We start from the raw sequence: 14,940 nt of genomic DNA, 5'->3' as shown, positions 1-14,940 counted from the left end.
TTAATCTAAAGTCAGAAATCGGCCGATGGGCCGACTTCTACTAAAGATAACCGCTTATTTCAATAATGACAAGATGACGTTAGGCATTTGATTTGCTTGGGCTAACATCGCTGTAGCAGCCTGTTGCATGATCTGACCCTTGGTCAATTGTGCTGTTTCAGAAGCAAAGTCAGTATCCACAATCGCTGAACGCGCGTTTTGAATATTGGCACTTTGCGCCATGAGGTTTTGTGAAGAATAAGTAGCACGACCTACTAGAGCACCCATCTTTGCACGCTCGTTAGAGATGCGCAGTAGATCGGCATCGACTACTGAAAAGTCTGTAGCAGTAGTGTCAACTGTAGCGTTAGCTACGGTAAATGAGATCGTAGTGCCGACATCAACGCCAGACTGAATATCATAGGTAGTAGAACCGCTGGTATCAAGTAGGTTAACGCCGTTATAAACCGCTTCACGAATCGTCAGATCTACTTGATCTTTAATGGATTGCGCTTCAGTAGTAATCGCTGTTTTTTGATCTGTACTTAGGGCGTTATTACCAAACTCAGTACCCAAAGTTTTCATACGCAAAAGCATATCTTGAATCGTGGATAAGGCGGTTTCAGCTACCTGCGCCATACCGATAATGTCGCTTAAATTGTGGTTTGCCTGTTCAATACCAGCAATTTGTGAAGACATACCCATACTAATTGCTAATCCAGCAGAGTCGTCTTTTGCACTATTGATACGCACACCAGATGAGAGTCGTTGTACTGATGTAGCCAATTTAGATTGAGCAGCGCTCAAATTGTTTTGGGCATACACAGAAGCCATGTTGGTATTGATAACGGTAGACATCGTTTTCTCCTAAAATTTTCAGGGCTATTAACATTAGCGCCCCTTGCCTAACCTATTACGGAGATGCCTACCTAAGCGTTTAGATAAACTTTACTTTGAATTCCTTTTGCCGGATTAAAAAATATAAGTCATTGAATTTATTAGTAAAAATTAATAAATTAAAAAGGGGCCTATCACCCTAATATCACCCCCATTTGCCTTGGGTTGAAGCAAAAACAATATAAATGGGTAGGAAAAAGTTTCTGTGAATTGTCAATTTAAACCCTAAAATGATACCCAACTACATTCGCTCTAGAGCTAATTTCCTACTGTTTTTGAAAGTGCTTTCCCATGCAATTTGATAATCCCCGCCTCCAAGCAGCCATTTCTAATATTGAACGAGGCAGGCATGATGCTGCTTTTGAGATCTTTTTTGAGGTTGCGCAGAACGAGGCGGACGAAGAGGCTGCTTTTGCCCTGACCAAAATGTGCTTTGATGGTCAATTAAGCCCCGAACAAATCAATAAGTTGTTTGAATGGCTCAATTCCAATAGCCGAGATAGCAACGGTTACGCCAACTACAACGTGGGTTTGATGTACGAGAACGGCATGGGAGAAATATCCCGCAATGTGAAAACTGCCGTCAAATACTATGAAAAAGCGATCAAGGATGAGATTTTGGATGCCTACTGCAACTTGGGCAATATCTACGTTCTAGGCACCGGTACTGACCAAGGTGTCCCTAAAGATGTTCCCAAAGGCGTGGAATTGCTCACAATAGGGGCTAATGGGGGTAGTAGAGTTGCAGCCTATAACTTAGGGGTTTTATATGAACACGGCACCTCGATACCCCAAGATTATGACCAAGCCTTCTATTTTTTGACCCTAGCTACCCTGCAAAAACACGAGCACGCCCACCGTTGCCTGATTATTTTTGAAAAAGCGATCAAAAAAGACTTCACCAAGGCCTTTGAAGCTGCACAGCAGCAATTTTGGAAAATTCAAAATATGCGCCAACTCTATCGCGCACTCTAATTGTGCTTATTTTGGCCGCTTAGAGCTTTAGAAGCCCGATTTTCCCCAGCCTTCCGCGTGACTTTTGCTCATGCGGTAATTTTTGCCCTTTTTCACACTTTTGGGGCTTTTTTTACCCCTATTTTTATCGTGAATAAGGTATATTTAGTGGCAATTATTTCCTTTTCTACCATATATAGTGCTTTTATAAGTTTTGTAGTGTTTTATTACCCTTAAGGCAATTTTTGAAGGCTTGTTTATCTCCTGTTTACCTCTACCTAATTAAGATATGAAGATCTTAGGTGTTGACCTCAGCAAAGTTAGGCCTTCAGCGCAAGGCGCTATCCCGATCTTAGTCTTGCTCGTCTTAGTGATGATGCTGGTGCCGCTGCCAGCTATCTTGCTCGATGTTCTATTTACTTTCAATATTGCGCTATCGATCATCGTTCTATTTACGGCGATCAATATTAAGACTTTTAAAGACTTTGTTGCTTTCCCAACGGTATTGCTCCTCACCACCTTGCTGCGCCTGTCATTAAACGTGGCTTCTACCAGAATCGTGCTGATGGAAGGTTATAAAGGAACAGATGCAGCGGGAAAAGTGATCGAAGCCTTTGGCGTGTTCTTAATTGGCGGTAATTTTGCAGTCGGTATCGTGATCTTTATTGTGATCACCATTATTAACTTTGTGGTGATCACCAAGGGTTCAGGCCGAGTTGCCGAAGTTTCCGCCCGTTTCGCCTTAGATTCAATGCCTGGTAAACAAATGGCGATTGACGCGGACCTCAATGCAGGTCTGATTCAACAAGAAGAGGCAAAATCGCGGCGCGCCGATGTGGCTCAGGAAGCAGACTTTTTTGGCTCCATGGATGGTGCCTCGAAGTTTGTTCGCGGTGATGCCATGGCCGGCATCATGATCTTGGTCATCAACCTCATTGGTGGTTTGCTCATTGGGGTCTTGCAACACAATATGGATTTTGGCAAAGCTTTAGCCACTTTTGCCTCTCTTACCATTGGTGATGGCTTAGTAGCCCAAATACCAGCGCTCATTATTTCTACTGCGGCCGGTATTTTGGTGACCCGCGTTGCTACCGAAGATGACTTTTCTGGGCAGGTCTCTAAGCAATTTGAAGCGAACAGTAGCGCCCTAGGTGTAGTGGCAGCGGTACTGGGGATTTTGGGCGTACTACCTGGCATGCCCCACCTTATTTTCTTGGGCTTTGCCTGCCTTTTTGGTGGCCTTGCCTATTTAGCTTATCAAAAGATCGATCGTAATACCAAAGCAGCCGAACTTGCGGCCTCACAGCCTCCCGAGGTAAACCAAGAGCTTGAATGGAAAGATGTTCCGATTGTCGAGCCCCTGTCTTTGGAGCTTGCCTATCGACTCATTCCACTGGTCGATAAAGGGGATGAAAGCGATTTGATCAAGCGAATCCGGGCGATCCGGCGCAAGTTTGTCACTCAGGTTGGTTTTTTAATTCCGTCAGTACATATTCGCGATAACTTGCAACTCAATGCAGAAACCTACCGCATCTTGCTCTATGGTGCTGAGGTGGGTCGTGGTCAATGTCTACCTGATCGCTTGCTTGCTATCCAGCAAAGCGGTAATGAAACCTTGCCAGGACTAGAAGTAAAAGATCCTACTTTCGGTATGCCGGCAGTATGGATTGAGCGCAGTCTGCGAGACGAAGCGATTGCTAAAGGCTACACCGTAGTTGAGCCAGCAGTCGTGATCACTACCCATTTAGATCATTTAATTCATCAATATGCCGGTGAGTTGTTGGGTCGCCAAGAAACGCAAGATTTGGTAGACCACTTTAAGATGAGTTATCCCAAGTTAGTGGAAGATGTGATTCCTAAAATTGTGAGTCTTGCACAGTTGCAACGCCTCTTACAGTTGTTGCTTGATGAAAGCATTCCAATTAAGGATATGCGCACCATCTTAGAGGTCGCTAGTGAGTTTGCCGCTAAGCTTGGCGATCCACTAGAGGTATTGCCCCACATTCGCTATGCGCTAAGACGTACCATTGTTCAGGATTCGCTCGGTGAAGGTAACTCCTACCAAGTGCTCGGCATTCAGCCAGAGTTTGAACGCTTAATTGAGCAATCGATTGGTCAAGGGGCTATTGCACCCGATGGTCTAATTGAGCCATCTTTGGCCCGGATGTTTGGTGAAGAAGTCATTAGCGGGGTTCAAGAATTAGAGAGTCAAAATCTGCCACCAGTGATTGTCAGTGGCACCCGCACCCGCATGACGCTATCTCGGATTGCCAGAAGAGTCTGCCCCCAAGCGATTGTTTTAGCCCTAAGTGAGTTACCACCGACATCTAACCTTGAATTCTATAAAGTTCTTTGCTCCCAAACGGGCAAAACCCCTTAAAATAACCCCAGCCACCCTATTTGGAGCAACGCCATGGGCCCCCAAAAATTTACCGCCCCCAGTTCAGCAGAAGCCTTAAAGCTGATACGCACCCGTATGGGCCCCGACGCCATGGTGATCTCCACTACGGATATCGACCATGGCGTAGAAATTGTTGCCATTAGCTCTCAAGACCTTGCTTCACTCTCAGACCCCTCAGTAGCTAGCAGCATGAGCGCAAAAAAAGCAGGGAGCTATCCCTCTAGTTACTCGTCAAACAGACCGATAGGACGCAGTAACTCCGGTAGCAGCAACTTTGGCTCCAGCTTTGATCGTGCTATTGCACCACCAAGCGCTCGTAATCCGTTTGGTGCTGACTTGCCCTTAGGTTCTTTGCGCCGCAATCCTGCTAGAGTTGAACGTGCTGATCGCACAGAGCGCTCCGTTAGGGCTCCAGGCTCAGAAACTTTTACACCCACTTCTTTTAATGGCGCTGAACGTATCCGTCGCGGGGATGCAAGTGTCATTAATCCATCGAATAACGATGCCTTCTTTAGTGCTAGCGCTAGCGCCGCCGTCAGTGCCAAAAAGAAGCAAGATGCAGCTGCCTTTGCAGAAGCAAAAGCAGACGCTAAAGCAGCGCTCAATCCGACTCCGATTGCCAATGAAATCCCCGTTTCCAGCGCTCCTGCTACATCCTCAACTTTGACAAGCATCAGCACTGATGCCACATCCGCAGTCAGCGCCCTATCTTTACCTGCGGCGGCAAGCGCTCCAAAAGTAGAGCAATTACTGGCGGAAATTAGTGAAGTGAAGTATCTACTGCAATCACATGTGGCCGGCAACTTATGGGGCAACATACAACAAGAAAGCTCCCATGTAACGGAGATTGTGAAGCACCTACTTAATAGTGGCTTTTCTCCGAAATTGTGCGCTCAAATTGCGCGCAATTTACCAGATGATTTCAATACCCAACAGCTCATTAAAAATGCGCGTGAGCAAGTCAAATGCTTAATCAAAACCTCTCGGGCGTTTGATATCTTTGATCGTGGCGGTGTCTTTGCCTTTATTGGTCCGACTGGAGTGGGTAAAACCACTACGGTTGCCAAGATTGCAGCGCGCTGTGTTCTGCGCTATGGCCGCAATCAAGTGGCGCTGCTTACTACTGATACCTACCGAATTGGAGCCCAAGAGCAACTCAAGACTTATGCAAAAATTTTAGGCCTGTCTGTCACGGCACTGCGCGATAGTGAAGATTTAGCAAGCAAAATTAAAGAGTTCTCAAATCGCAAAATTATTTTGTTAGATACCGCTGGCGTGAGTCAGCGGGACACTCTCATGGTTGAGCAATGCCAACTTCTCCAAAATGGATCAGATCGTGCAAAACGGATTTTGGTAATGAGCTCTACTACGGATTTACGCACCCAAGAAGAGGTGATTAATTTGCATAACCAAGCAATGCAAAATAGTCACAACAATAAATTAGACTCTGTCATCATTACTAAAATTGATGAGGCAGCCCACTTAGCGCCAGTCATTGATAGTGTCATTCGTCACGATTTGTCAATTTTGTTTGTTTCAAATGGTCAGCGAGTGCCAGAAGATTTAAGTCTGCCCGATATCAACTATCTAAGTCATCGTGCGATGGCAATGCGTGCTTTTTCTGAAACGTTTTCTATCACCGACGAACAAGTTCCCGCCATTTTGTCTGATCACCTAGGCGACTGGATTCGCAAAGTGAATTCATGAGTACAGTTGTGAGCGGTAATGATCAGGCTGAAGGGCTACGCAATATCTTTGGCGCAGAGCTGTGTCGCATTATTTGCATTGCAAGCACCTTAGATGCAGATAGCACAATCCACTTAGGCCATGGTACTGCCCAGAGTCTGAAGCAACACAATAACCATGTTTTACTGGTCGATGAAATTCCACTCGCGCAACGTAAAACCATGTCTGGATTTTTATATCCCACACGTTATGATTTGGGCCAAGTCTTTAATAACGCAGTTCCTTTATCGCGCAGTATTCGTCAGATTGATGAATACCTTTGGTATGCCACCAGTACCAAGCTGAGATCTGAAGTTGAGCATCGCTTTGCAAAATATCCCCAGCTTGATGTGCGACTTGTCCAAGAACAGATGGGCATTGACTATGTCATCTTTCCCACGATTGACCCGCAAGCACAAATTGTGTCGTTCTATGGCAGCAATATTCAGCGAATTTTAGTCACCGCAGGGGATCAAGCATCTCTTTCCAAGGCCTTGGTGATGTTACGCCAAATGGCTATTTTCCAGGTCGATGAACCATTAGCGGTCATCATCGTTGGCGGGGAAGATGAGGCTGCAGGCACAGCTGCTTTCGAACGACTACAACTTGCAGCCAGATCTGCCTTGCATGAGGAAATTGAATTGATTGGCTGGATTGCTGCGGTAACTGCTAAACGGGTTACATTGGATCAGGATGATTTGAGTTGGAATCCACCAAGCGAAGGCCCGCAAGAAGAATTTGTTTTGCCGATGGGCTTTTTTAAAGCAATTTCTGCGAAAATTAGCAGTTAACAGTAATTTACCTTTAACCGATTAAGCGATCTGTCATTGAAGCCTTCTAGTTATTTTGCATCTCTTGATATTGATGAAGCTATTCGCACTCATTTACCTTTGGTAAAGCGGATCGCACATCAAATTTGCTCTCGCTTACCGCCTAATGTTGAGGTGGATGATCTGATCCAAGAAGGGCTAACTGGTTTATTAGATGCCCTCAAGCGCTATGAACCTCAACCCAATTTAGCATTTGAAGCTTATGCTAAAACCCGCATACGGGGTGCTATTTATGACTCCTGCCGAAAAAATGATATTTTGCCGCGCAATCAGCGTGATGAACTAGTTGGAATCGAAAAAGTGACTCGCAGGCTGGAGCAAACCTTGGGACGCCACCCGTCTGAAAAAGAAATTGCTCATGGCGCTGATTTGACTATTGAGGCTTACCACGCAATCATCACAAATATGGTGCACTTAATGCCACTGGATGATTTATCGGATGATCTGATGCCTTCAGATACCGATGAATCTGACCCAATGCGCTCTGTAGCAATGAGTCAATTTGCAGAACGGATAGCCCTTATCTTGTCGGGCTTACCTGATAATGAAAAATTAGTCATGGCATTGCATTATCAAGAAGATCTCTCTTATCGAGAAATTGCCCAAGTCATGAATATTACCCCTGGGCGCATCAGCCAGATTCATACGCAAGGTATGATCCGTATTCGGGCAAAACTAAAGTCTTAGCTTATTAAAAGCTATTTGCCTTAGACTTTGCGAGATAGTACCCCGCCTACCGATCCTGGCACTCCCCCATCACTTCCGTAAGTAGCGCTTGGTGCTTGCTGAGCAATAAAAGATTGCATAGCAGAGCTGCGTTGCATTGCTAAGCGAATCAGATCCCCATTGATTTGATGATTAACTGAAGCTTCATCAAGTAGCACTAATAATTGCTTAGTTTGTACCGACTCAAATTGGTGGATATCTTGCTTGAGTTTGTCAGCGCCACCTGGATAATTCTGAATGGCATCCAATGCCTGATTGGTACTGTCTAGCGCTTCTGGAAGTCGATCCATATCATTTGCTTCTAAAGCGGTGCGCAGACTCTCAATAGCATTTGCAATACCCTTTAAGAACTTTAATAAATCGTCAAAAGACATGGATGGATGTGGTTTTACCATCTGCAGGGTAGATTTTTTCTAAGTAAAAAAGGAGGCTAATTGAGCTCGGAACGTGAGCAAGAAGATTACAGCAAAAACGATTTAATTAATGCAGGTCTTCGCTTTAAGGACGACTTGGTTTTTGCCCAATTGCTGCAACAACGTCCTTCAACATTGACTGGGAGATCTTGTTGTAATCAATCTCAAACTGACCAGTAGCAACCTTATCGCGTAGTTTTTTAATTAAGAGCTCATCACTAACCTGATTAGTAGCGCTTGTACTGCTGTGCGCTTCCGCAAGTTTAGCTGCCAAACCAATATCTAAATTGACTGCAGGGCGACTCACTGCTGATGCTGGGGTTTGATTTAATGCTGTATTCGTTGTATTAGCAGTCGAGTTCGAGCCTGGCACAGGTTTAGCTGTTCCAGTATTTGGCGGAATTAGTGGTGCATTCTCGTTAATTTTCATCTCATTCTCCTTGGTACTGCCTAGTAAAGCACAATCATTAGACTTCCAACACCCTAATGTTACTGCAAAATAGCGATTTATTCCATATTAACGCCAATAATTCCTGGCCTTAATACCTTGCCTTGTAAAACCTGTCCGTCGGACAATCGCACTCTAACCATGTCACCAATCATTCCAGGGGTTTGGGCAATACCTTCTCCAGAAACCTGGAAATCTTTGCCTGTCAATTGAATCCTAACTGGATCCCCTACCTTTATTACGGCAGATTCTTTTAAATCGTTTAGCCCAATTGGCATACCCATTTGCAACGATTTACCTAAAATCCGCTCATAAGCAGCCCTAGGGTTACGCAGAACGTCATCGGGCAGAACGGTTAAATCGCCCTCTATTACCCGAATATCCCCAATTTCCAGCTTTTGACCAAAAGGCAGGTAGCGGCTGGCGACAACATAGTCTCCATAAGCATGAATATTGACCTGGACATTGATTAACCAAGCGGCTTTAGCACAACGCAATTGAATCATGGACCTACCCCATAAACGAGCGCCTGGGGGGGTCAAAATCTCAATGCTACCACCCAAGCAGGCCGGAATAGTCAAATTCGGTTCGAGCCACTCCGTCTCAACCCGCAAGCCATTGACAGTAGGACTTTTTTGTATAAATCGCTTAATGGTTTGCTCAAGATCAGGGGGTAAAGCAGCATAAAGGCTCTGCGACAGCGTACAAAATAGCAGCCCAATCAAAAAACGATTAAAAAGCGGCATTATTTAGTAAACCGATCCAAGGCTACCCAAGGGTACACATTATTCATGCCATCTAAGGCCATACCAGCCAACCAATAAGGACGCTCTAACAATTTAGGGATATTGCGGTGGATATTCATATTCTGAACCCCTAAAAATTCATGGGCATAAATAGAGTAAGGCTGGTTGCCAACTTGCAGATTAATCATTCTGGCAGGATGCAAAATCTCGCCCAATGCATCTACCTTACTATCCACTGGTTTATTGAGAGCCTCTTCCCCTAAATATTGAATTGCCGAAACAGCATAGTTTTGCCCATGCCGTCCAAAAAAGACCATGGGCATTCTTAATAAACTTGATGGGCATGATAAGCGGACTCCCTCATGATGTATATCAAGTGATCCCCCAATTTCGGCCATCATTTTGCCTGCTGCCAAGAGATGTTCAGCCGATAAGGCTATATGGTCTAAATCAATAAAAATCATTAAATCTTGCTGAACTGCAAAAATACTGGGGCAAGGTGGCAAGATACTAATGATCGTGACCAGTTGCTGAACAATCTCAGGATCAGCATACACTTCATCAATCAAAAGCTCATCTGTCAAATTCTCAAATACATGACGCAATGATTGTTGGCCAGATTTAGTGAGCTCATCTTGCTCACGCCCAAGTAAGAAATCAAGCTCTACAGCGTTCCAGTTGTCAGCCTTCGTGACTAAGCTTCGCGCTATTTGCATGCGATTGAGATTATGGGTGCGATCCAAGGAAAAGTGCTTGTCTAAGTAACGCTGACTTCCTGAATAATCTAATGAATTTTCGCGCTCTAGAGGACGAGTCAAACCCTCGGGAAAAGAAAATGCTTTAGGCTCTGGAGGAGTAAAGACTACCGGAGACTCTTCATGAAGACGCGGCGCAAATAAAGCGCTCAGCTCTGCGAGAGAAGGCTCTGGGAATACCTCGGGCGCAGTTGGGGCAGTAGGCAACTCAGAAATTGACGTCCTCGAAAGGACCTGCTCTTCCTCTTCACCACTGACAGTCTCAATCGCTTCTTGAATCACCTCAGGAACTAACTCAGCAGGCAGATCCCTTATTGAAATAGCATCAAGATTCTCGCTTATCGGCAAACCATTTTTGATTTGTGATAACTTGCTAGCGAATAACACTTTTGCTTGATTTAATTGTTCTAAAGTGCAGGATACTTCACTCGTTACCGATGGATGCGTAAATGCAACTTCTGACCTGACCAGACTGACTAGATCATCCAACACCAAAAAGGCTTGCGCATCATTTTTCTTAAAACACTGCGCTAACTCGTTAGTCATCTCACTTAAATCATCTAATCCAGCACCATCTAGAGCATTAGCCAGATCAATACTATGCATGATTAATGGCTCAATCGATACCACTGATACCGAACCTTTTTTAGGGGCAGCAGACTGCAGACCCTCAATAGCGCGATCAATGTCGATTAAAAACAGGGGTTTTTCTTCGGCCATATTTGCATTACGCCTTATAAAAAATCGATTGCATTAGACCCTTGCTTCTCGTTTTAATTCAGTAAAGGCTTTATTCAACCCATCAAACTCACCTTGCCATAACTGAAGATCGCGCATGACCTGTTTAGCATCCATACTCAGAAGCTCAATGGCTTCTAAAGAAATCTGTGGCGCCTGCACTTCCATAGGCGTTGCTTGTTCTAGTGCGACAGCTAGCGTCGAGCGCATCTTCGATACAGTAGCCTCGACTCTCTCTACTAATAAATTTAGCTGTTCTGTTTCTACGGCAAGCTGTTTACTAGAATGATTATCCAATATGGCCAAGTAAAGACGTACACCCTGTTGCTTTAAAGCAGAAAAAGCATCTTGAAGCTGGTCTAAAGGTCCGCCTCTACTGATACCCATCTCTTGGCTGTAAGGTGAGTTACTACTTTTATCAGATACATTTGTACGAATCTGGCCACTCTTCTCATGCAGGGTATCAATAGAATGGCGTAATTTAGTATTGAGCTGGGCAAGCACTTTAAAGTGCGTGTCAATTTTTTTAATTTTATTTTTTAAATCATCACTTAACTCGGAAATTACATTCATCACTGTCTTCACATTGAGCTGGTCTGTCGATTGATCAGAATCACTGTTTTGTGAATTAGCCTTGGATGTTTTGTTACTTGGTGCACTAGCAAAGCCTAAGTCAATTGTTTTTAATAGTTGGCCGGCAGCCCTAGTCTGTTTAGATGCCCGCTGCAAATCTTGCGAATTACGCCGAGTATTCACAAGCGCCATATAAGCACCCAAGATGATTCCAAAAGCAGCGATGATCGAAACTAAAATTAAACCTAAAAATCCACCAGCATCTTTAAAATCAAAATATTGAATTGATTGAGATTTTTTTTGCGCAGCAAGACGCAAAGACCCATAGTCATTCGCGAAATCCTTGATTACCCGCATATTCAAAATATATGTATTAAGTACTACTGCACTTTCTTGCGGTAACTTAGAATACCAAGGACTTTGCGGCACCTTAGGCGCCACATCTGTTAGCTTGAGGTTTGACTTACCAGCTGTTTTTTTACCGATATCAATTTCCAAAAGCATCTTTTGCTCAAGAACTGCGGCAAGTGCTTTTTGAAGATCTAAAATTATCGTAATATCAGTAGCATTTTTTTGCCAAGCATTATGTGCTTTGACATAATTACTTATACTTTCTGCATATTTTTTTACAGCAGATTCAGAGGGTAATTTATCTAACTCTAGCGGTCCTTTAGAGCCAATTAATACCTCACCTGACCTTGCTAAGACAGCCAAATCATTTAAGCCTTTTTCTTGTGCGAGTATTACTCCAATTGACTGCTCAGTATCTTTAGCGCTTAGTAGCACCTCAAGCGGTGTAGAAGGCTGTGGATTCTTCTTGAGATTTTCAGCTGGCTCTGTCTGCTCAGATTTCTCATCCTCATTTTTTTTGTCGGACTTGAAAGCATATTTCTCAGGCTTACCGAAAACGACAGCCATTACCTTAGAGTCCAACCTTTGAAAAAGAGCAACTACCGGATTATCGGATAGCGGCAACAAAGGAGTAGACGATTCTGCTTCTTTAGTTGCGCTAGGATTTTTTATAGCTGGAGCTGCTACTCCGCCACTCGAAGACTTCAATGCAGTAGGTTCACTTATCCCCTTGGTCGACACAGCAGATGCTGAATTAGGACTTAGCTCGGGCTGGCCCTTCAAGTCTGCAGTTGCTGACTTTAAGAAGATCTCAGCTTTTTTTAAGTTTGTAAAAAAAATAGGCTCTAAGGCAATAGGACCGTTTGTTTGCTGCTGTAACTCTTTTAAAAAAGGAATCAAACGTAACACTTGAATCTGTTCGCCATCAATTGATTGCAGATACTTACCTTCGGATACCCAAGAGCGCGCAGAGAGAAAAGCACCGATACTGGTAGCCAATACAAGCGCAAACGAGACATATGAAACCCACTGCCAAAAAAGAATTGGGTACTGGGAAAAGATATGGCTATTATTTTTCTTATTCATATAAATGATCTCGACTAGCGATTAAGTGACTGATCTGCATATCGGTCTCAAGAGACCCCTACCAAATGATAATCAGCGCCGTTGTGATAAAAGAATGAAGAATCAGGTATCGTCTCAGCGTAAAAAGGTCCCACAATATTATTAATCCTGAAACCCAAGCCTTCTTGAGGGCCATTTCTCAACACAATGATCCAAGGTGCGCTAGACTGCTTTAGAGACTGATGCCAATCCACAAAACTATCTCCGTGTTGATCAAAGCGCAGCAGTTGAAAATGATTACGCAAGCAAATGGGTTCACCCTTGTAGACTACAACGCCATTAATGCGTAGATCTTTCATGCCCTGCTCAGGCTCCGGATGCAAAAAGACGGCATGTATGAATTTAGTCGAAATTGCATAACGGCCACCATTAATCCGCATTCCTAACCAGTAATCTTGCATTTGTAATGTTGTCATGACCTTTTTCCTGATTCACGACCTTGATACCAAAACATGGCAAGTGCCACAACGAAAATGAGCACGCTGCATACAAAACCAACAAATGCATCTCCGATCCCCGTCATATATGAAACATTCTTAGCTTCAATCTTGCGTCTCTGGGAAAAGTAAATATCAATGTTTTCTGCAACCTTTTTGCCATGCCAAATAACTACATCTTTGCTTTGTAATCTGACTGGATTTACACCAGCTGGGTCAATCACGTTTTTGGCAATAGCATTAAGGCGCCTGGCAATTTGCATTAGATCATTAGATACTTCGGCCCGCCAATCTACTGGGATCGTTGACAATACATCCCGACGATATAGCTCTGCAAGCCGCTTGGTCTCAAATTCTGTCAGGTAGATAACATCACCAGGAAGGGTAAATTTAATTCCACAATTGCTTCCTGTGATTGTCGACCTGTCTGCCATACGCATTACAACTGTCAAGCTATCTCTTTTGTTTCTCAATAATTTAACGTTTACATCTGCGGAAGTTTTTTCGTTCAGTGCAAGATAAAAACCTAAGGCAGATTCAATCTTTGTTGCATTAACAGATAAGATTAAATCGCCCGGTTTTATGCCTGCCGCCTCAGCAGGTGAGCCAAGCTCAATTGACTCTACAGCGGGCAATTCAAGTCCAAGCAATGATGCAGAACGTTTGTTTTCAAATTCAGAAAAAAATTGAAAAGCACGATTCACTGCCTCATCTGTATTTACTGGAATAATTGCACCATCGACTAACTTTGGAATATCGCTAGGCTTTAAGCGGCGCTGATTTTTATTGAGGCGAACATCAATTTTTTGAGTTGCAACAAAATCCTCTAATACCGGCATTGCAACTCTGAGCTGCTTCAACTCCGAAGAAGATTCTGATAAATCGTTTGCAGCCCCAAGTAGCACCAATAAGGAGACCGCAAACAGGAATCCAGAAAAGGTTAAAAACCAAAAATAGATATTTTTTTGTGAGTAGAAAGTCATTTTTTCAGTCGCAACGATCATTCACTCTTGCGCGACTTAGTAGTAGTTTTATTTGCCACAAATCTATCGCTAGCATTATTTAAAATGAAACGCTTTTTAAGCATCTCTACTTCACGATGCTCAGCCATTAACTGAACTTCAGTCTTGCGCTTGTCCATTAATAGGCGGCAACTAGCAAGATCATCTATCCACTCACCAGATTTCATTTCAATTATGGCTGTTTCCAAAATCTCTCTGCCGGTTAATTCATTAGCCTTAATACGCACTACAAATAAGCGAGTGTTATCAACATCGCGTAGGGTTAATTCAACAAAATAGGTTCTAGCAAAGCGATGATTGATAGCGCTGAGCGTATACGGGTAATTCTGCAAAGTGAATTGAATAACAGTGCCATCATCTAATGGCATCGGCTCTACCTTAAGCTCTGTAATACCAGCTTTGGCATGCCATTCCAAATCTGTTTGCTGAGCTTCTACATTTTTTCTGGGGAAAGCTCGCGTCTCAAAATAAATCTGATAAAGAGTTTCTGGAAGATGTCGTTCAAATGCTAGGTTTTTTAATACATCGGCCGTAGAGGTAATACGCAAGCGTTCAGCCATTAAATCTAACTTCATGTTAGCAATCTTTTGATTGATTACTTCTTCAAGCTGATTTGTTTTATTTAAGCTGGTCACCATAATGGGCTCAACCGGGATAGATGGGCCAGTATTTTTTACCTCATCAACCACTTTGCTGTAAAAATCACGAATAAAAAAATACAGCAGTGGAATAAGCATGATCACACTGAGGATCATGATCAATTTTCCACTTGTAAAGTTAGTAAACAAGCTCATGACTTTAGCTTCATCATCTTAGGGTG

The 14,940-nt window shown here is 43.5% G+C and carries 14 protein-coding genes; 5 read left to right on the top strand and 9 right to left on the bottom strand.

The features are described 5' to 3' along the window. Window positions 1–54: 54 nt before the first annotated feature. Window positions 55–837 (bottom strand): flagellin, encoded by a 783-nt coding sequence (locus tag ICV89_RS02240; protein WP_215309305.1) that lies wholly within the window; start codon window positions 835–837, stop codon window positions 55–57. Between the two features lie 330 nt (window positions 838–1,167). Between ICV89_RS02240 and ICV89_RS02235 the strand changes: the two genes are divergently transcribed. The 5 genes from ICV89_RS02235 (at window position 1,168) to ICV89_RS02215 (ending at window position 7,473) form a co-directional block, all read left to right on the top strand. Next, window positions 1,168–1,851, top strand: a complete 684-nt coding sequence (locus ICV89_RS02235; protein WP_215309303.1) for a tetratricopeptide repeat protein — start codon at window positions 1,168–1,170, stop codon at window positions 1,849–1,851. Between the two features lie 268 nt (window positions 1,852–2,119). After that, on the top strand, window positions 2,120–4,210 hold the full coding sequence (gene flhA, locus ICV89_RS02230; RefSeq protein ID WP_215309300.1) for a flagellar biosynthesis protein FlhA: 2,091 nt from the start codon (window positions 2,120–2,122) through the stop codon (window positions 4,208–4,210). 33 nt (window positions 4,211–4,243) lie between these two features. Beyond that, a complete protein-coding gene (gene flhF, locus ICV89_RS02225) occupies window positions 4,244–5,938 on the top strand; it encodes a flagellar biosynthesis protein FlhF (RefSeq protein ID WP_215309299.1) in 1,695 nt (564 codons plus the stop codon). Beyond that, window positions 5,935–6,747, top strand: a complete 813-nt coding sequence (locus tag ICV89_RS02220; protein WP_215309297.1) for a hypothetical protein — start codon at window positions 5,935–5,937, stop codon at window positions 6,745–6,747. Before flhF ends, ICV89_RS02220 begins: the two co-directional genes overlap by 4 nt. Window positions 6,748–6,783: 36 nt before the next feature. Next, window positions 6,784–7,473 (top strand): FliA/WhiG family RNA polymerase sigma factor, encoded by a 690-nt coding sequence (locus ICV89_RS02215; protein WP_215309295.1) that lies wholly within the window; start codon window positions 6,784–6,786, stop codon window positions 7,471–7,473. A 20-nt stretch (window positions 7,474–7,493) separates the two neighbouring features. Here the strand turns inward: ICV89_RS02215 and ICV89_RS02210 are convergent, their stop codons facing one another. The 8 genes from ICV89_RS02210 to ICV89_RS02175 all read right to left on the bottom strand — a co-directional run bounded on the left by ICV89_RS02210 (window position 7,494) and on the right by ICV89_RS02175 (window position 14,914). Further along, the gene (locus ICV89_RS02210) at window positions 7,494–7,886 is read right to left on the bottom strand and encodes a hypothetical protein (protein WP_215309292.1); all 393 of its coding nucleotides are present in this window, start codon (window positions 7,884–7,886) and stop codon (window positions 7,494–7,496) included. A gap of 124 nt (window positions 7,887–8,010) precedes the next feature. Continuing rightward, window positions 8,011–8,355, bottom strand: coding sequence for a flagellar biosynthesis anti-sigma factor FlgM (locus ICV89_RS02205; protein ID WP_215309291.1), 345 nt, complete (start codon window positions 8,353–8,355; stop codon window positions 8,011–8,013). Window positions 8,356–8,432: 77 nt separating this feature from the next. Next, on the bottom strand, window positions 8,433–9,119 hold the full coding sequence (flgA, locus tag ICV89_RS02200) for a flagellar basal body P-ring formation chaperone FlgA (protein WP_215309289.1): 687 nt from the start codon (window positions 9,117–9,119) through the stop codon (window positions 8,433–8,435). Beyond that, complete coding sequence (locus tag ICV89_RS02195) at window positions 9,119–10,594, bottom strand: hypothetical protein (RefSeq protein ID WP_215309281.1); 1,476 nt, start codon at window positions 10,592–10,594, stop codon at window positions 9,119–9,121. Before ICV89_RS02195 ends, flgA begins: the two co-directional genes overlap by 1 nt. 33 nt (window positions 10,595–10,627) lie before the next feature. Beyond that, window positions 10,628–12,622 carry a hypothetical protein gene (locus ICV89_RS02190; RefSeq protein WP_215309280.1) on the bottom strand — a complete coding sequence of 665 codons (1,995 nt, stop codon included), beginning with the start codon at window positions 12,620–12,622 and terminating at the stop codon, window positions 10,628–10,630. Between the two features lie 47 nt (window positions 12,623–12,669). Next, window positions 12,670–13,077 (bottom strand): hypothetical protein, encoded by a 408-nt coding sequence (locus ICV89_RS02185; protein WP_215309278.1) that lies wholly within the window; start codon window positions 13,075–13,077, stop codon window positions 12,670–12,672. Then, window positions 13,074–14,102 carry a PDZ domain-containing protein gene (locus ICV89_RS02180; RefSeq protein ID WP_215309277.1) on the bottom strand — a complete coding sequence of 343 codons (1,029 nt, stop codon included), beginning with the start codon at window positions 14,100–14,102 and terminating at the stop codon, window positions 13,074–13,076. The genes ICV89_RS02185 and ICV89_RS02180 overlap by 4 nt, the downstream gene beginning before the upstream one ends. Beyond that, complete coding sequence (locus ICV89_RS02175) at window positions 14,099–14,914, bottom strand: hypothetical protein (RefSeq protein WP_215309275.1); 816 nt, start codon at window positions 14,912–14,914, stop codon at window positions 14,099–14,101. Before ICV89_RS02175 ends, ICV89_RS02180 begins: the two co-directional genes overlap by 4 nt. Window positions 14,915–14,940: the final 26 nt, after the last annotated feature.

This window comes from Polynucleobacter sp. Adler-ghost (assembly GCF_018688495.1).
In the GTDB taxonomy this organism is placed as follows: domain Bacteria; phylum Pseudomonadota; class Gammaproteobacteria; order Burkholderiales; family Burkholderiaceae; genus Polynucleobacter.
The sequence above is the reverse complement of the archived record's forward strand: the minus strand, read 5'-3'. Positions and strand labels throughout refer to the sequence as shown.